Below are 18,347 nucleotides of genomic sequence, written 5' to 3'. Positions count from 1 at the left end.
CTGGCGCTCACCGCCGCTGCCCGACCAGGTTCCTCGCGACGCGCTTCCCGGGGAAAGTACGAGAGAATCTGACGCTCGTTGACGACATAGCCGTTTTCCCGGCCCGAAATCGAATCCGCCGTCAGATTCTCCGGCTCTCAACCGGGTCAGGAACGGTCGAGGTAGCCCTCCTCGATCGCCACGCGGATGCGCGGGAGCACCCGTCCGGTCAGCGAGGCCGCATCCTCGTCCAGCAGCTGGGCCACCGCCCCGATGATCGCGCCGAGCGGAAGCGTGCCGTCGCAGGCGCCCATCACCCCGCCGAAGGCGGTGTCGACCCGCATGGCGCGCTTGAGCCCGGCGCCCTGGCGCAGGATGACGTACTCGGGATCGGCCGCACCGGGTCGGCCGAACGTCTCCTGGACGACGTCGTCGCGCAGCACCCACCGCGCGGCCAGCAGATCGCGGTCCGGGGCCGCCGCTTGCCCGGTCGCCCGGCGGTGAGCCGACAGCGCCGGTCCCACCGGCTGGGCGACCTCGTGCGGCCACGACTCGATGACCACACGCGGGTCGGTCCTTTCCGCGTTCACCACGGTGATCCAGCCCATCCCGATCCCGCGCACGCCGAGTTCGCCGAAGTAGTCGAGCCACTCGCGATAGCGGTCGTCCCAGCTCGGGTGGCCGGCGAGCCCGGCGTCGGCGAGCCACATCTCGATGTAGGCGAACGGATCGAGCCGCTCACGCTCGATCACCCACAGGTCGCAGCCGGGCGGGGCCCACCCCGCCAGCCGCTCCTCCCACGGCTCGTCGGTGACGATCCAGTTGGCCAGCACCTGCAGGGTGCCACCGGGGTTCAGGCGGGCCGGGGCACCTTCGACCACCGCCCGCACGAGGTCGTCGCCCCGGAACCCGCCCTCGCGGTACATCAGACGGCCCGCATCGGTCGAGGGCGGGCTGACCACATACGGAGGGTTCGTGACGATGAGGTCGAACCGGTCCGCGGCCACGGGCTCGTACAAGCTTCCCTTCCGCAGGTCGACATCGAGCCCGTTGAGGCCGGTGGTGAGCCGCGCGAGGTCGAGCGCGCGCTGGTTGACGTCGGTGGCTGTCACCCGTGAGGCGTGTGTCGCCAGGTGCACGCTCTGGACTCCACAGCCCGTACCGAGATCGAGCGCCGAGGCGACCTCGTCCGGGATGGACAGCTGCGCCAGGGTCGTGGACGCGGGGCTCGCACCCAGCACGTAGTCGGGGCGCATGGGCGTGCGATCGTGATCGAGGCCCGGGGTGTGGTCGGAGACGAGCCATCGGCTGACCGGCCCGCCGGAGGTCTCGAAGCCGTAGGGGCGGATGTCGACCGTCGCGTGTGCCCGGCCGTCCCCCTCGACCGCGAGCAGCCCCAGGGCGACCGACTCGTCCACCGGGAGGGCGGCCCTGACATCAGCCATCGGGACGCCGCGGTGCAGCGGGAAGAGCCGGATCAACGTGGCCAGCGGGTCACGATCATCTCCGAGGGCCACCAGCGCGGGCGTGGTCGAGTTCCTCAGCAAACCCTCTTGTCCGGCGTCCGTGATGCGCTCCAGGACGGCGTCCACGGTGTACCCGGCGGAGTCGAGCCGCTCACGCAGTAGATCGATCATCGTCATCCCTCCACTGTGGCAGGACCCGAGTCGCCGGGGTCCACCGGCGGTCGCTTTGGTAGACTCCTGCGGTGTCGCTGTTCGCCGCTGGCGTAAGCCATCATCATGTTCCGTCCGACTCGATCTCCGCTCTCGCCTGCCGCGCGGATGAGATCGTGTCGCAGTTGCGGCAGCCCGATTCGGGGATCAGTGGGGTGGTCGCACTCGCCACCTGCAACCGCTTCGAGCTGTACGTCGACGCCGACGGGTTCCACTCGACGGTCGATCGCATCATGGCGGCGATCCGCCAGACGGTGCCGGGGCTCGATCCGGCCGCCACGGACGCGTTCGTCGTCTACGCCGGCCAGACCGTGGTGGAGCACCTTTTCGAGGTGACCGGCGGCCTGGACTCCATGGTCGTCGGAGAGGTGGAGATCATCGGCCAGGTGCGCGACGCCCTCGCCGGGTCGACCACCGTGAGTCCCCCGCTGCGCCGCCTCTTCCAGCACGCGCTCACCACCTCGAAGGCGATCGCCTCGCACACCGACCTCGGCTCCGCGGGACGTTCCCTGGCGTCCGTGGGTCTCGACCTGGCGTGCACCCGGCTCGGCACCTGGGACCAGGTGAACGCGTTGGTGCTCGGCACCGGAAGCTATGCGCGCGTCGTGGTGGCCGATCTGGTTCGGCGTGGCGCCGGCAGTATCTCCGTGCATTCCCGGACGGGGCAGGCGGGACGATTCGCCGAGAGCCATCCCGTCCATCCTGTCGAGCCCGCCGGGCTGGCCGCCGCCGTCGCTGCCGCAGACCTCGTGGTGGCCTGCAGCGGTCAGGCGGGCGAGATCCTCACGGCCGACCTGGTGGCGGCCACGCGAGCCCCGGAGGCGACGATCCTCCCGGTCGTCGACCTCAGCGGAGGCATCGACGTCGCCTCCGATCTGGGACGCGTCCCGCAGGTCGACCTCGTCACCCTCGACCGGATCGGCGCCTCGATGCCCGCCGAGCAGACGAACGCCGTCGCCGACGCCCACGACATCGTCACGAGGGCTGTGGCCACCTATCTTCATGTCGAGGAGGGACGCGTCGCCAGCCCCGCGGTGACGGCGATCCGGTCCCACGTCTCGCAGATCATCGAGCAGGAGATCGAGAACGCCTCGAAGCAGTACTCCCCCGAGACCGCCGAGGCGATCGCCCGCTCGTTGCGCAGGGTCTCCAACGCGCTGCTGCACACGCCGTCGGTACGGGCGGCAGAGCTGGCCCGTACGGGCGAGCTGGACGACTTCCGCCACGCCCTGCACACCCTCTTCGGAATCACGGTCGAGGCCCCGTGACCATTCCCGGTGACCCGGTGATCCTGCCCGCGGACCATCCCCTGGTCAGCGGCGTGACCGCCGATGCCCCGCTGCTGCAGGCCTACCGCGGCAGGCGTGTACGGCATCGTCCGGTCTGGTTCATGCGTCAGGCGGGGCGCTCGCTGCCGGAGTACCGGGCGCTCCGGGTCGGCACGTCGATGCTGGACGCCTGCCTCGATCCGGGCCTGGCGGCCGAGATCACCTGTCAGCCCGTCCGGCGCCACGGGGTCGACGCCGCCATCTTCTTCTCCGACATCATGGTCCCGGTGAGGCTGGCCGGTCTGGGCGTCCGCATCGTCCCCGGCGTCGGCCCGGTGCTGGACGCGCCGGTGCGCACGGCCGCCGACGTCGACGCACTGCCCGAGCTGGAGCCCGAGGCGCTCGATCCGATCACCTCCGGCGTGCACCTGGCAGCGGCCGAGCTGGGCGACACCCCGCTGATCGGCTTCTGCGGGGCGCCGTTCACCGTGGCCTCCTACCTCGTCGAAGGAGGGCCCAGCCGCGACCACGCCCGCACCCTGGCCCTGCTCGACGCCGACCCGGGGCTCTGGCACGCCCTGCTCGGCTGGGTGGCCCGCACGACCGCGGCTTTCCTGCGGGCCCAGGTGCTGGCCGGGGCCTCGGCCGTGCAGCTCTTCGACTCGTGGGTCGGTGCGCTCACCCCCGAGCAGTACCGCGCCGCCGCGCAACCGCACTCGGCCGCCGTGCTCGCCTCGGTCGCCGGGCTGGGCGTCCCCCGGGTGCATTTCGGCACCCGCAGCCGCGTCCACCTGGTGGCCATGCGCGATGCCGGAGCCGACGTGATGGGCGTCGACGCGTCCACCTCGCTGGCGGACGCCAACCACCTGCTGGGCGGAGCGACGCCGCTGCAGGGCAACCTCGATCCCGCGTTGCTCGCGGGCGGCTGGGAAGAACTCGCCGCCGCGCTGCGCCGCGTGCTGGACGACGGCCGGGCAGCCCCCGGCCACGTGGTCAACCTCGGCCACGGCGTCCCGCCGCAAGCCGATCCCGGGACACTGACCCGGCTGGTCGACCTCGTCCATTCCCTTCCCGACGACCAGGAGTCCCACCATGACTGAACAACCGAAGCACGCACACGGGATCGGCGCCGTACGTCCCGTCGGGTGGGTGTACGCCCGCTCGCCGATGATCGTGTACTGGGAGCTCACCAACGCCTGCGGGCTGGCCTGCCGCCACTGCCGGGCGACCGCGATGCCCGATCCCGCTCCCGGAGAGCTCTCCACCGACCAGGCTCTGGCCCTGCTGGACGACATCGCGGGCTTCGGCGACCCGCTGCCGCACATCGTGTTCACGGGCGGCGACCCGCTGCGGCGCCACGACCTCGACCTGCTGCTCGCCGAGGCGGGCGCCCGGGGCATCGGGGTCTCGCTGGCGCCCGCGGTCACCCCGCTGCTGACCCGTGAGCGCCTCGTCGAGGTGAAGCAGGCAGGCGTCCAGGCGATCTCGCTGAGCCTCGACGGCTCCTGTCCGGCCCTGCACGACGGCGTCCGTGGCGTCGCGGGCACGTTCGACGCCACGCTGGAGGCCCTCGGCTGGGCGGAGGAACTGGGGATCCCCGTCCAGATCAACACGCTGGTCACCGACACCACCGCCGCCGACCTCCCCGCGGTCTACGACCTGCTGTCGACCCGGAAGCTGATGCGCTGGAGCCTGTTCTTCCTGATCAGCATCGGACGCGGCACCCAGCTCACCGAGCTCGCGCCGGAGAAGGCCGAGCAGCTCATGACGTGGCTGGGGAACCTGAACCGCACCGCACCCTTCCAGGTGAAGACGACCGAGGCGATGCAGTACCGCCGGATCGCCGCCCGCGCGGCACGTCGCCGCGGGCTCACCGACGAGCAGATCGAGGCCTCCCCGATGGCGCGCGGCTTCGGCATCCGCGACGGGAACGGGATCATCTTCGTCTCGCACCTCGGCGACGTCACCCCGTCGGGCTTCCTGCCGCTGGCGCTGGGCAACGTCAAGGAGTCGTCACTGGTCGAGCTCTATCGTGACGATCCGACCCTGCGGGCGCTGCGCGATCCGAAGGGGTTCAAGGGACGGTGCGGGCGCTGCGAGTTCAACCTGTGGTGCGGGGGCTCGCGGGCGCGGGCCTACGCCTGGACGGGCGACGTCCTCGAATCCGACCCGCTGTGCCCCTACGTACCTTCCGGGACGCCGGTGAACGCGTGAGGTGCCTGGTCGTCGGCGGCGGCGTCACCGGGCTGGCCGCCGCCTGGGAGGCCTGCCGGGCGGGCGCCGAGGTCACCGTCCTCGAGGCCTCCGACCGCTTCGGCGGGAAGGTGTTCACCGAGCGTGCCGACGGCTTCACCATCGAGCACGGCCCCGACTCCTTCGTCGCCTATCGGCCCGCCGCGCTGCAGCTGATCGGTGAGCTCGGGCTGGACGACCAGGTGCAGGCGAGCGCAGGGAGGCGAACCGTGTTCCTCCGCGCGGGGGGACGGCTGCGCCCGATGCCCCAGGGAATGGGCATGGTGCTCCCGACCAGGCTCGGACCGTTCCTGTCCACACGCATCCTGTCGTGGCCTGACAAGCTGAGGGCCGCGCTCGACCTGGTGACGCCCAGGCTGCTGGACGACTCTGACGTCGCCATCGGCGCCTTCCTGCGCCGCAGGTTGGGTGGGGGAATCGTGACCAAGCTCGCCGATCCCCTGGTCGGGGGCATCTACGGCGCCAGCGTGGACGAGCTCAGCCTGGACGCCGTGCTGCCGAGCCTGCGTGTCAACGAGGCGGAGCACCGCAGCCTCATCCTCGCCGGCCTCGCCCAGGGACGTGCGACCGCTGGTTCCGGCGGCTCGTCGCGGGGGCCGTCGTCCCCCTTCCGCACGCTGTCGGGCGGGCTCGGAACGCTGGTGGACGCGCTGGTGGCGTCCTTGCGCGAGGCGGGCGCGACTCTGCTCACCGATCAGCCCGTCGAGTCGCTGGACGACCACGACGCGGACGCGGTCGTGCTCGCGGGCGGGGCGGCGAGTTCCGCCCGGCTCCTGGCCCGCCGGGCGCCCGCTGCCGCACAGGCACTGGCCGGCGTCCCGATGTCGAGTTCGACCGTCGTGACGCTCGCGTACCCTGCCGAGGCATTCGGCACCGCCCCCACCCACCACGGGTGGCTGGAGTCCGAGCCGGCCCCCGTGAGCGGGATCACCGTGTCGTCGGCGAAGTGGACGGACAGGGCTCCCGCGGGAGTCGTGCTGCTGCGGGCGTTCGTCCCCGCCCGGTTGGGACTGATCGCCGAGGCACCTGACGACGAGTTGGTGGACGCCGTGACGGCCCATGTCGGTGCCGTGATGGGGGTGGACGGTGACCCGGTCCTCACCCGGATCAGCCGGTGGAGCCGGGTCATGCCCTCGTACACGGTGGGGCATCCGGGCAGGGTGGCCGCGGTCGAGGAGGCCCTGGCCGACCAGCCCCGCCTCCGGGTCGCGGGCTCGGCCCTGCACGGGGTCGGTGTCCCCGACTGCATCGCCGACGGCCGCAGGCAGGCCGCCGCGGCCCTGGCGCATCCGGCGGTCGCCCAGCGTCCGACCGTCGTCTAGGGTGTCAGGTATGCCTAACCTCACCGAGGAGATCAACGCGTCGATCCACTACACGTGCTGGGCCGTGTACGCCCGCACCGGCTCGGGCGAGGCGACCCTGGACGGGTTCGCCGAGCAGGTCGCCGACGACGGGATCGTCGTCCGCGGATACTACGACCTGTCCGCGATGCGCGCGGACGCCGACCTGATGGTGTGGTTCCACGGGCCCGACCCGGTCGCCTTGCAGGCAGCGGCCCGGGTGCTGCGCCGGCGGCTGGAACCGGCCGGACGCCCCGTGTGGTCGGGCGTCGGCATCCACCGCCCCGCGGAGTTCAACCGGCGCCACGTGCCCGCCTTCCTCACCGGCAGGAAGCCCGAAGCCTGGCTGACCGTCTACCCGTTCGTGAGGTCGCTGGACTGGTATCTGCTGCCCGAGGACGAACGCGGCGCCATGCTGCGCGAGCACGGTGAGATGGGACGTGCCTACCCGCAGGTGATCGCCAACACAGTCTCGGCGTTCGCGCTGGGTGACTACGAGTGGATCATCGCCCTGGAGTCCGCCGAACTGCACGACCTGGTCGACCTCATGCGTCACCTGCGGTACGCCGAGGCCCGCCGCCACGTGCGGCTCGAGGTGCCCTTCTACACCGGGCGGCGGATCGGGGCGAGCGAAGCCGGGGAACTCCTTCGATGACCGACGACGCGGCGCTCTACGACGCGGTGGTGATGCTCGGATTCGGCGGGCCGGAGCATCCCGACGACGTCCTCGGGTTCCTCGAACGGGTGACCGCGGGACGCGGGATCCCTCCCGAACGGCTGGCCGAGGTCGGGCGGCACTACTTCATCCGGGGCGGGACCAGCCCGATCAACGCCCAGAACCGGGCGATGCGCGACGCGCTGGCCGAGCGCCTGGCCGCCCGCGGCGTCGGCATCGACCTGGTGCTGGCCAACCGGAACTCGCCCCCGTTCGTCGCCGACGTGCTCGCCGACCTCGCCCGCCAGGGCCGGACGCGCCTGCTCGCCTGGGCCACCGCCGCCTATTCGTCCTATTCGAGTTGCCGCCAGTACCGCGAGGATCTCGGCATGGCGGTCGAGCAGTTGGACGGCACCCACGTGGACGTGGTCAAGATGCCGCCGTTCCCCGACCTGCCCGGGCTCGTGGAGGCCAACATCGATCTGCTGGCCGAGGTGCTGCGGCAGACCTCCGGAAGCCGCGAGCTCCTGGTTCTGGCCACGACGCACTCGCTGCCGACCGCCCTGGCCGCGACCGCCGGACCTGAAGCGGGACGTTCGGGCGGCGACTTGTACACCGCTCAGCAGCGAGCGCTCGTCGAACGCGTCGTCCCGGAGGCGGCGGCGCGGGCCGGGCTGGCCGTCGTCCCGGAATGGAGGCTGGTGTACCAGTCGCGCAGCGGCGCCCCGCACGTGCCCTGGCTGGAGCCGGACGTCAACGACGCCATCGGCGAGGCGGCCGGCGCCGGGGTCACCGACGTGGTGATCCTGCCGGTCGGTTTCCTCACCGACCACGTCGAGGTCTCGTGGGACCTCGACACCCAGGCACGTCAGACCGCCGAGGGCCTCGGAGTCACCACCCACCGCGTCCCGACCGTGGGCGCCCACCCCGCGTTCCTGGACTCACTGGCAGACCTGCTCGCCGCGTACGCGACGAACGCGGGACGCGCACCCGGCCCAGGGGAACTGTGCCGCGGTGACTGCTGCCTGAACCCGCGCATCCAACGTCCCGTCGCCGATGCGGTGCACCTGCCCTGAGGCCGAGGCCGCGTCCCGGCGGCGAGTGACCCGGACGGATCGCTACGGCCGGGGCGGCGCCGTCGACGCACGCACGACGAGGCGCGTCGGGAGCACCAGGGCCTCGCTCGGCGCCTCGCCCTCGATCGCCGTCATCAGGGTGCGGATGACGTAGGCGCCCAGCTTGGAGAAGTCCTGGCGCACGGTGGTGAGGGGCGGACGATAGAACGCCGCCGAGAGTTCGTCGTCGAATCCGACGACGGAGACATCGTCGGGAACCCTCAGCCCCGACCGGTCGAATGCCTGGACGACACCCAGCGCCAGCTGGTCGTTGGCCGCGAAGACCGCGGTCGGCACGGGGCCGCCGGCGAGGGCCAGGCCGGCCTGGAAACCCTGTTCGGCTCCCCATCCGTCGGCCGCGATCTCCCTCAGGGGCAAGTGTGCGGCTTCCATCTCCGCTCGCCACGCCGATCGGCGGGCGGCGGCCTCGTACCAGCCCTTGGGGCCCGACACATGGACGATGTCACGGTGCCCGAGATCGATCAGGTGGCGCACGGCCTGACGAGCTCCCCCGAAGTGGTCCTCGCTGACCGCGAGTACTCCCGAGGCCCGCCCGATCTCCGCCGAGGTGACGGCGACCACCGGCACCGGGATATGGACCGAGGCCAGCGCGTCACTGGCCTCGGCCAGCGGGGCGATGATGACGACACCCTCGACAGCCAGACCCAAGAAGTGATCGAGGGCGTTGGTGATCGCGTCCGGTGTGAACTGCTCCAGGGGCGCCACGCTGGTGAAATATCCCGCGTTGCGCCGCGCCGCCAGTTCGACGGCGAGCAGGATCGAACTCGGGCCGTAGAGCGCCGACGTCGTGGTGATCACGCCGACGATGCCCGACTTGCGGGTCACCAGCGCCCGTGCCACGGAATTGCGCCGGTAGCCGAGTTCGGCGATCGCCCGCAGGACGCGTTCCCGTGTCTCCGGGGCGACGCGATCGGTCTCGTTGATCACCCGGGACACCGTCTGGTGCGACACGCCGGCGGCCGCCGCGACGTCCATCATCCCGGGCGGGCGACCACTCGCCGATCTGCGTGCCAACTCCGACTCCTGTTCCGGGCTCCCGCTACGGCACCGGCTCACAGACCCCCGGCACGCCGCTTGTTGTAGATGTCGAAGGCCACCGCCAGCAGTACCACCAGACCTTTGACGATCTGCTGGGTCGATGTGGAGGCACCCATCAACTGCATGCCGTTCGACATGACAGCCATGATGAGGCCGCCGATCAAAGCCCCGGAGATCCGCCCTATGCCGCCGGACACGGACGCACCGCCGATGAAGCACGCCGCGATGGCGTCCAACTCGAACATGTTGCCTGCACTCGGCTGCGCCCCGTTCATACGGGCCGAATATGCGACGCCGGCAATCGAGGCCAAGAACCCCATATGAACGTACACCCAGAACGAGACTCGACGGACGTTCACACCCGAAAGGCGCGCCGCGGAGATATTGCCACCGATCGCATAGACATTGCGTCCGAACTCCGTACGCTGCGACAGAATGCCGTAGACGAACACGAGGACGCCCAGCAGGATCAGCACCACCGGCAGGCCCCGACTGACCGACAACTGGTAGGCGAACCACATCACGATCGCACTGATGACCACGATCCTCGCCACGAACGCCCACATCGCCTCGACCGTCTGGCTGTACTGGATGCGAGCCTGGCGGTTGCGCCACTGCACTACGGCGAATCCGGCGACACCGATCCCGAAGATCAGCAGGGTGAGCAGGTCGAACCCCTGGCCGCCAAGAAGCCCGTTGAGGAAGCCATTCGCGATGTTGTAGTAGGGGCGTGGGAACGGCGAGAGCGAGACATTCGCCAGCACGTTGTAGGTCAGGCCCCTGAAGAGCAACATGCCGGCCAAGGTGACGATGAAGCCCGGGATGCCGACGAAGGCGACCCAGAATCCTTGCCAGGCACCGATCAGCAGTCCGGTGACGAGTGCCGCCAGAACGCCTGCCCACCACGGCATCCCTTGGCGGATCACGAGGACGGCGGAGACCGCGCCCGTGAGCGCCACCACGGATCCCACGGACAGATCGATCTGGCCGAGCACGATGACGAACAGCATGCCGATCGCCAGGATCAGGATGTAGGAGTACTGGAGGACGATGTTCGTGATGTTCCCCGGACTCAGGAAATTGGGATTCAGCAGCGCGAAAAGAATCACGATCGCGACGAAAGCGACCATGATGCCGCTCTGCCGCAGGTTTCCGCTCAACAGTTCCTTGAGATTGACCCGCTCGCTCACTTTGATGGCTCCCTTGCCGGTTCGATGGTCATGAGTTCCATGAGGTGCTCCTGGGTGGCCCCGGCCACCGGCACCTCGCCGGTGATCCGGCCGTAGGCCAGTGTGTAGATGCGGTCGCATATCCCGAGCAGTTCACCCAGTTCCGAGGAGATGGCGACCACGGCCTTGCCCGACTCGACCATCTGGTTGATCAGGGTGTAGATCTCGAACTTCGCGCCGACGTCGATACCGCGCGTGGGCTCGTCCAGGATGAGGATGTCCGCGTCGGTGTACAGCCACTTCGACAGGACGACCTTCTGCTGGTTCCCGCCGGACAGCGAGCCGGTCAACTGCAGCACCGACTGCGCCCGGATGTTCATGACGTCGCGATAGCGCACGGCTACCGCCAGTTCCTCGTTCGCGTTGACGAATCCGTGCTTGACCAGCTTGAAGAGGCCCGCCGAGGCGGTGTTGTGGCGGATGTCGTCGATGAGGTTGAGGCCGTAGGTCTTGCGGTCCTCGGTCGCGTACGCGATCCCGTGCGAGATCGCCTCGGTGACCGAGCCGACCGTTATCTCCCGGCCGTCCTTGTAGACGCGTCCCGAGATCTGGGAGCCGTAGCTGTGCCCGAACAGGCTCATCGCGAGTTCGGTTCGGCCCGCCCCCATGAGGCCGGCGATGCCGACAACCTCCCCGTGCCGCACGTTGAAGGACGCACCGGAGACGACCACCCGATCGCGCTGCGTCGGGTGGTGGACGGTCCAGTCCTCGACGCGCAGCGCCTCCTCGCCGATGCGGTGCTCGCGTTCCGGGTAGAGCTGCGAGAGCTCGCGGCCGACCATGAGCTTGATCAGCCGGTCCTGCGTCGAGGACGGATCGCGCATGTCGAGGGTCTCGACCGCATGCCCGTCCCGCAGGACCGTCGTCCGGTCGGCCACGAGAGCGATCTCGTTCAGCTTGTGCGAGATGAGGATGATCGTCATCCCCGAGTCGCGCAGTTGCCGCACCAGTTCCAGCAGGCGTTCGGAGTCGGCATCGTTCAGTGCCGCCGTCGGCTCGTCCAGGATGAGCAGGCTCACATTCTTGTTCAGTGCCTTGGCGATCTCGACCAGTTGCTGCTTGCCGACGCCGAGTTGGCCCACCGGTGTCGTGACGTTCTCCTTCAGGCCGACCCGGGCCAGAAGTTGGCTGGCGGCCTGGTTGACCTCATGCCAGTTGATGAGGGGGCCCGAGCCCCGAGCGAGCGAGCCGATGAAGAGGTTCTCGGCCACCGAGAGGTAGGGGACGAGGGCCAACTCCTGATGGATGATGCCGATCCCGTGTGTCTCGGAATCCGTGATCGACGTGAACTCCACTTCCTCCCCGTCGAGGACGATCGACCCGGCGTACTGCCCGTGCGGGTAGACCCCCGACAGGATCTTCATGAGCGTCGACTTCCCCGCACCGTTCTCACCGCAGAGGGCATGGATCTCGCCCCTGCGCACGGTCAGGTTGACGTCGTGCAGCACCGTGACACCCGAGAAGTCCTTGTGGATGCCGTGCATTTCCAGAATGTTCGTAGTCTTGTCAGCCATGTTCGCCTCGTTCATGCGATGTGGGAACGGGGGCGACGGTGCCGGGCCCGGGCATCCGGTCGGCACCGTCGCCGCGCGGGACCGCTACTTGACGACGCCTTCCTCGACCTCTGTCTGTGTGTAGTAACCGGAGTCGATCAGCTTCGACTTGATGTCGTCCTTGTAGATCGTCTCCACAGGCAGCAGGTAGGAAGGCACCACCTTCACGCCGTTGTCGTAGGTCGTGGTGTCGTTGGCCTCGGGCTCCTCGCCCGCAGCGATCGACTCGACGACCTTGACCGCCTGGGCAGCCAGGGTGCGGGTGTCCTTGAAGATGGTCGATTGCTGGACGCCCTCGTTGATGAGCTTGACGGACGCGACCTCGGCGTCCTGACCGGTCACGACCGGCAGCCCGTCGGCGATGGTCGACCCGTAGCCCGCGTTCTGGAGCGCCGTGATGATCCCGCGTGACAGGCCGTCGAAGGGTGACAGCACACCGGCGAGGGGCACGGTGCCGCCGCCGTAGGTGGAGGTCACCAGATCCTCCATGCGCTTCTGGGCACCCTCCTGCGACCACCGCAGGATGGCGACCTGGTCGAAATCGGTCTGGGTCGACTTCACGACCAGGGTGCCGTCGTCCAGGTACGGCTTCAGGGTGTCCATGGCGCCGTCGAAGAAGAAGCCGGCGTTGTTGTCGTCCGGAGAGCCCGCGAACAATTCGATGTTGAGCGGGCCCGTGGGACGACCGGACAGTTCGTCGCCGTCGGCGTCGGTGATGCCGAGGCCGGACAACAGTGCGGTGGCCTGTGCGACGCCGACCTTGTAGTTGTCGAAAGAGACGTAGAAGTCGACGTTCTCGTTGTCACGGATCAGCCGGTCGTACGAGATGACGGGGATGCCTGCTGCCCCGGCCGCGTCGAGCTGACTGGACAACGCCGTGCCATCGATGGCGGCGACGACGAGCACCTGGGCACCGTTGGTGATCATCTGGTCGATCTGCTGCGTCTGGGTGGGGATGTCGTCGTTGGCGAACTGGAGATCGACGGTGTGACCCGCCGCTTCGAGTTCCTCCTTGACGGCGTCTCCGTCGGCGATCCAGCGTTCGGAGGTCTGGGTCGGCATCGACACACCGACCTTGACGACCCCCTCGCTGTCACCGCCGGCGGCGCCGGACTGATTCCCACCACCTGCACCCCCACCCGAGCACCCGGTGAGCAGGAGCGTGCCGGCTACCAGTGCCACTCCCGATACGCGTATTCCGCGAGCAAGAAAGCTGCGTGATTTCATGATGTCTCCTCATTGAGCCGTCTTCGCGACCATGCGAAGCGAGACGGGAAGAAGGACCCCTCGTCTTGATGTGAACGTTAACACAGGTGCCTATTGGCTGCCAATCCCGAGATTGTCTCGTTTGGATAACAAACGCGGGGACGATCCGTCCGCCGGCGCACAGGCCTGTCATGCAAGCATCCACACCAACGGGCGAAGCCCGCGTGATCGGTTCTGCGCGTACGCGGGTGAGGCAAACGCTGCATCAGAAGTGCAGGGGACGCACGCCACCCGCGGTCAGATTCGGCAAGCCCGTGGGCGACTCGGGAGCTCTGGACACCCACACCCGCGAAACGGGCAGCGGCTCGTCCGCAGCTCTTCCCCGTGACAGTGGCATGGTGGGAGTCGTGACGATTCCCCGGTGGCTGGCCGACGACCCGCGCACGGTCGTCGTCCGGCATCGCGATCGCCTGGACGGCCGGGTCGGCGAATGGCCTGAATGGCTGCCCGAGCCCGTGTCACGCTCCCTCGTGGGCTCCGGCATCGAACGCCCCTGGTGTCATCAGCGGGAGGCGGCCGACCTCGCCTGGTCGGGGCACCATGTGGCGATCTCGACGCCCACCGCCTCGGGCAAGTCGCTGGCCTATCTACTTCCGGTGATGGCCGCCACCGCCGTTCCCGCGAGCCTGGCGAGCCTGGGAGTGCCCACGGACGACCTGCGCTCCAGGCTCGGCGTCGCCCGGCACACCGCGCTGTACCTGGCCCCCACCAAGGCCCTCGCCCACGACCAGCGGCAGGCCGCCCGTGCGCTGGGGCCGCACGGCTGGCAGGTGGCGACCCTCGACGGCGACTCTGGCCCTGCCGAGCGTCAGTTCGCACGCGACCACGCCGGATTCGTCCTGTCGAACCCCGACATGCTGCATCGGTCGGTGCTGCCCGACCATGCGCGATGGGCGGGCTTCCTGGGTTCGTTGCGCTACGTCGTCGTGGACGAGGCACACCGCTACCGCGGCGTCTTCGGCGCACAGGTGTCCGGGGTGCTGCGGCGGCTGAGGAGACTGTGCGCCGCGTACGGGGCGCATCCGGTCTTCGTCCTCGCCTCGGCCACTGCCACCGCGGCCGGGGTCTCGGGGGCGAAGCTGATCGGGGAGGACGCGCCGCTGGCCGAAGTCTGTGACGATGCCTCACCCCACGCCGCCCGCGACGTGGTGCTGTGGAAGCCCGACGAGGACGCACCCCACGACGCCACCGAGCTGCTCGCCCGCCTGGTGGACGACGGTGAGCAGGTGATCGCCTTCATCCCGAGCCGCTCGCAGGCCGAGCTCGTCGCATTGCGTGCGTCCGACCGCATCGGCTCGGGACGCCGGGTGGCAAGCTACCGATCGGGATATCTCGCCGACGACCGGCGCAGGCTGGAAGCGGCGCTGCGCTGCGGCGATCTGGCCGGGGTGGCGTCCACCAATGCGCTCGAACTCGGGATCGACATCGCCGGGCTGGACGCGGTGGTGGTGACCGGCTTCCCGGGGACGCTCGGATCGTTCTGGCAGCAGGCAGGGCGCGCGGGCCGCGGTGAGCGGGATGCCCTGGTCGTCCTCATCGCCAGGGACGACCCGCTGGACGCCCACCTGTTCGCCCACCCGGAGCTGATCTTCGACCGGCCGGTCGAGGCCACCGTGCTGCACCCGCAAAACCCGTACGTGCTGGGCCCACACCTGGCCGCGGCCGCGCAAGAAGCCCCTTTGACGGCCGCGGACGCCCGTTGGTTCGGTGCGGGTCTCGGCGCGCTGGCCGACGGGCTCACCGCCCAGGGCCTGCTGCGCAGGCGATCGTCCGGATGGTACTGGACGCGTCCCGAGCGCGCGGTGGACGCGATCGACCTGCGCGGGGCGGGTGGCCGTCCTGTCGAGATCATCGAGGCGTCGTCGGGACGCGTCATCGGCAGCGTCGACCGTGCGGCGGCCGACCGCACGGTGCACGAGGGCGCCGTGTACCTGCACCAGGGCGAACAATGGCGAGTGGACGCGTACCTCCCCGCCGACGGGATCGCCATGGTGGCCTCGGTGGAGCTGCCCTACTACACCCAGCCCCGATCGGTGTCCGATGTGCGCATCATCACCGAGCAGGAGCGGCGTCGTTGTGGTCGCGGCTGGGTGTGCCGGGGCGAGGTGGAGTTGGCCGGCCAGGTGCAGGCGTACCTGCGGCGGGACGCGGTCACCGGCGACGTATGGGACGAGACGCCCCTCGACCTGCCGGTGCGGCGCATGCGCACCCAGTCGATGTGGTGGCTGGTGCCGGACGACGTGGTCGCCGGGCTCGCATACTCAGCCGTGCGACTGGGCTCGGCTGCCCACGCCGCGGAACACACGGCAATCGGGCTGCTGCCCGCGTTCGCTCCCTGCGACCGCTGGGACATCGGCGGCCTTTCGACCGTGATGCACCCCGACACCGGGATGTGCACGATCTTCGTCCACGACGGAGCTCCCGGCGGTGCCGGCTTCGCCGACCGTGGCTTCGAACTGGCCGACGAGTGGCTCGCTGCCACACTCGACCGTCTTGAGCACTGTGGGTGCGAGTCCGGCTGCCCCATGTGCGTCGTCTCACCCAAATGCGGAAACGGGAACCAGATGCTCGACAAGTCGTCGGCCGCCGAACTGGTCGGTGCCCTCATCGGGTGAAGACCTCGACCCGGTCAGGCCCCGACCGTCACCGCACCCCGCCAGTTCACGGGGTCCAGCGCATCCCGGGCCAGGGCAGAGGCCGGGATCGTCCCCTGCGAAACCGTGATCACCGCTTCCATCACGAGAGCTGACACGTCCCTGGTGAAGTCCTCGGTCCACGAGAGCGCGTGCGGCGTGCAGATCACGTTTTCCATGGCCAGCAACGGATCATCGGCCGCCGGGGGTTCCGGATCGAAGACGTCGAGGCCCGCACCAGCGATGCCTCCCCGCGCGAGCGCGTCCCGCAGCGCCTCGTAGTCGGCCAGGCCGCCCCGCGAGATATTGATGAAATACGCGTGGGGCTGCATCGCGGCGAAGAACGCGGCATCGATCATCCCCCGGTTCTGGTCTGTCAGGGACGCCGTCACGACGACGAAATCCGAGCGCTCGGCGAGCGTCAGCGGGTCGACCACTTCCACACCCGCCGATCGCGCGCGGCTGTTCCCGGCAGACCTGCTGGCAGCGATGATCGTGGCACCAAGCGGGCCGAGCATCTCGGCGAGCCGTGACCCGATCGACCCGAAGCCCAGGATTCCGACTGTGCGGCCCTGGATGCCGATGCCTCGACGCTTGCCCCGCAACTCGTTCCACTGACCGCGAGTGGTGATCAGGTGGTTCTCGAGCAGTCGGTTGGCGCAGGCGAGAATCATCGTCAGCCCGGTGAGAGCCACCGGGCTGCGAAGCCCCGTGGGCGTCGTGGTGAGCACAACGCCCTCGTTCGCCAGGGCCACCGGATCAATCCCGTCGTATCCCGCGCCGAACCGGGCGATGTGGCGAAGCCGTGGGACTTGCCGCACCAGCGAGGCGTTGAACGGGATGTGGCCGAGAGAGATGACCGCGTCCACGCCATCGAGCGCTGACGGCGGGATCGGCCCGTGTGGGGGGATCGCCGGCAGTAGACGCCACGTGAGGCCCGCAGCCGTCAACCTTTCGAGCCCGATGTCGCCGAAGTCCGTCGACCCGTCTGGCTCCGCGGCGTCCGAGGTCAAGCCCACGACGTAGTCACGATTCATCAGAGCGCCTGATTCCCGGTCTCGGCGACGATCGGCTTGCGGACGAGGACGGCGTAGAAGAGCGCGCCGAGCGCCGCGATCCCCCCGGCCACGATGAAGGTCGGCGTGTACGAGCCCGTGCGGTCATAGATCAGGCCGGTGACAACGGGCGCGAGAGCGCCTCCGAAGTAGCCACCGAAATTCATGATTCCGCCGAACTGGGCAACGTGCGTGTCCGGGACGATATCGCTGGTCAACGCCCACGATTGGGATTGAATCGCCGCCACCAGGCCGAGCGCCAGACACAAGATGACGACCGCCACGACGAGGTTGTGAGCGAACGGAACAACGACCAGGAGAACACCCAATCCGATGCATGCGGTGATCAGCACACTCTTCTTGGAACGAATCGAGGTCATTCCCCGGTCGCGAGCGAGTTTCAGCGTGATGCGTCCCGAGTAGATCCCCGAGATCGCGGCGACAAAGTACGGGACTGCTGCGACCCAACCGGTCGACGCGACCGAGACTCCGAGGGTGTCCTGGAGGAAAAGGGGCAGGAAGGTGATGAAGATATTCCAGATCCAGATGGAGGTGAAGAACCCGAGCATCATGCCCCAGGTCTGACGGTACGTGAAGAATCTCGCCCACGGGAGGTGCTGCTTGGGCTTCGTGACGTCGTCACGACCGGCGAGAATGTGACGGTACTCCTCGTCGGACAGACGCTTCGATTCTTCCGGCGACCGGTAGAACGCCCAGAAACCGACGGCCAGGCACAAGCCGAGAACACCGATGATGAGGAACATCGCACGCCAGCCGAGCGCCAGAGACAAGACCGTCAGCAGTGGCGGAGCGACGGCCGACCCCCACTTGGAGCCCGAATCCCAGATGCCCGAGGCCTGTCCACGTTCCTCGCGCGGAAACCACTCGGTGGTGATCTTGCTGCTGTTGGGCGAGTTGGGAGATTCCCCGACGCCCAGCAGGAACCGGAAACTGAGGAACTGACCCATGTTGTGACCCACCGACATGAGTGCGGTCGCGATGGACCACACCCCGACGGCGAAGAAGTACATCCGCTTGGCACCGATCTTGTCGATGATGTAACCCGCCGGCAGCTGGCAGATCGCGTACGTCCACGAGAAGACTGTCCCCATGAGACCGATATCGGTGCGGGTGATACCCAACTCTTCGATCATGTGCGGAGCAGCGATGGATACCGACGAGCGATCCATATAATTCAGGAGGCCCGCGAGGAGCAGCCAAGAAAGCATCCAATAGCGCAGGTTCTTGACTTTCTTGGCATCCGAT

The 18,347-nt window shown here is 68.9% G+C and carries 14 protein-coding genes; 7 read left to right on the top strand and 7 right to left on the bottom strand.

The window, feature by feature from the left end; genetic code table 11:
* Nucleotides 1-146 precede the first annotated feature (146 nt).
* Nucleotides 147-1,622: a DUF7059 domain-containing protein gene (locus FB473_RS00855; protein WP_167163958.1), complete on the bottom strand. Its 1,476-nt coding sequence runs from the start codon at nt 1,620-1,622 to the stop codon at nt 147-149.
* 65 nt (nt 1,623-1,687) lie between these two features.
* Here FB473_RS00855 and FB473_RS00850 point away from each other — a divergent pair, with 65 nt between their 5' ends.
* Genes FB473_RS00850 through FB473_RS00825 form a run of 6 tightly spaced genes read left to right on the top strand, consistent with a single transcriptional unit; the run spans nt 1,688 to nt 8,247 of the window.
* Nucleotides 1,688-2,923 (top strand): glutamyl-tRNA reductase, encoded by a 1,236-nt coding sequence (locus FB473_RS00850; protein WP_167163956.1) that lies wholly within the window; start codon nt 1,688-1,690, stop codon nt 2,921-2,923.
* A gap of 41 nt (nt 2,924-2,964) precedes the next feature.
* Entirely contained in the window at nt 2,965-4,023 is a 1,059-nt protein-coding gene (hemE, locus tag FB473_RS00845) for a uroporphyrinogen decarboxylase (protein WP_208390586.1), read from the top strand.
* Complete coding sequence (locus tag FB473_RS00840) at nt 4,016-5,137, top strand: TIGR04053 family radical SAM/SPASM domain-containing protein (RefSeq protein WP_167163954.1); 1,122 nt, start codon at nt 4,016-4,018, stop codon at nt 5,135-5,137. Before hemE ends, FB473_RS00840 begins: the two co-directional genes overlap by 8 nt.
* Nucleotides 5,134-6,498 carry a protoporphyrinogen oxidase gene (gene hemG / locus FB473_RS00835; RefSeq protein WP_208390387.1) on the top strand — a complete coding sequence of 455 codons (1,365 nt, stop codon included), beginning with the start codon at nt 5,134-5,136 and terminating at the stop codon, nt 6,496-6,498. The genes FB473_RS00840 and hemG overlap by 4 nt, the downstream gene beginning before the upstream one ends.
* Before the next feature lie 10 nt (nt 6,499-6,508).
* A complete protein-coding gene (hemQ, locus tag FB473_RS00830) occupies nt 6,509-7,171 on the top strand; it encodes a hydrogen peroxide-dependent heme synthase (RefSeq protein WP_167163950.1) in 663 nt (220 codons plus the stop codon).
* Nucleotides 7,168-8,247, top strand: coding sequence for a ferrochelatase (locus FB473_RS00825; RefSeq protein ID WP_167163948.1), 1,080 nt, complete (start codon nt 7,168-7,170; stop codon nt 8,245-8,247). Before hemQ ends, FB473_RS00825 begins: the two co-directional genes overlap by 4 nt.
* Nucleotides 8,248-8,289: 42 nt before the next feature.
* Here FB473_RS00825 and FB473_RS00820 read toward each other — a convergent pair whose 3' ends face one another.
* The 4 genes from FB473_RS00820 to chvE form a co-directional block, all read right to left on the bottom strand.
* Nucleotides 8,290-9,321 carry a LacI family DNA-binding transcriptional regulator gene (locus FB473_RS00820; protein WP_208390386.1) on the bottom strand — a complete coding sequence of 344 codons (1,032 nt, stop codon included), beginning with the start codon at nt 9,319-9,321 and terminating at the stop codon, nt 8,290-8,292.
* A gap of 38 nt (nt 9,322-9,359) precedes the next feature.
* Entirely contained in the window at nt 9,360-10,535 is a 1,176-nt protein-coding gene (gene mmsB / locus FB473_RS00815; protein WP_167163946.1) for a multiple monosaccharide ABC transporter permease, read from the bottom strand.
* Entirely contained in the window at nt 10,532-12,088 is a 1,557-nt protein-coding gene (locus FB473_RS00810) for a sugar ABC transporter ATP-binding protein (protein WP_167163944.1), read from the bottom strand. Before FB473_RS00810 ends, mmsB begins: the two co-directional genes overlap by 4 nt.
* Nucleotides 12,089-12,172: 84 nt before the next feature.
* Complete coding sequence (chvE, locus tag FB473_RS00805) at nt 12,173-13,354, bottom strand: multiple monosaccharide ABC transporter substrate-binding protein (RefSeq protein ID WP_167163942.1); 1,182 nt, start codon at nt 13,352-13,354, stop codon at nt 12,173-12,175.
* Between the two features lie 374 nt (nt 13,355-13,728).
* On the opposite strand from chvE, the gene FB473_RS00800 reads away from it, so the two are divergent.
* Complete coding sequence (locus FB473_RS00800) at nt 13,729-16,008, top strand: DEAD/DEAH box helicase (protein WP_167168796.1); 2,280 nt, start codon at nt 13,729-13,731, stop codon at nt 16,006-16,008.
* Nucleotides 16,009-16,022: 14 nt separating this feature from the next.
* Here FB473_RS00800 and FB473_RS00795 read toward each other — a convergent pair whose 3' ends face one another.
* Nucleotides 16,023-17,063, bottom strand: coding sequence for an NAD(P)-dependent oxidoreductase (locus tag FB473_RS00795; protein WP_167163940.1), 1,041 nt, complete (start codon nt 17,061-17,063; stop codon nt 16,023-16,025).
* Nucleotides 17,063-18,310 carry an MFS transporter gene (locus tag FB473_RS00790; RefSeq protein ID WP_279588583.1) on the bottom strand — a complete coding sequence of 416 codons (1,248 nt, stop codon included), beginning with the start codon at nt 18,308-18,310 and terminating at the stop codon, nt 17,063-17,065. The genes FB473_RS00795 and FB473_RS00790 overlap by 1 nt, the downstream gene beginning before the upstream one ends.
* Nucleotides 18,311-18,347 lie beyond the last annotated feature (37 nt).

This window comes from Brooklawnia cerclae, from assembly GCF_011758645.1.
Classification (GTDB): domain Bacteria; phylum Actinomycetota; class Actinomycetes; order Propionibacteriales; family Propionibacteriaceae; genus Brooklawnia; species Brooklawnia cerclae.
Note: the sequence above shows the minus strand (reverse complement) of the source record. Positions and strands in the feature narration are given on the sequence as shown.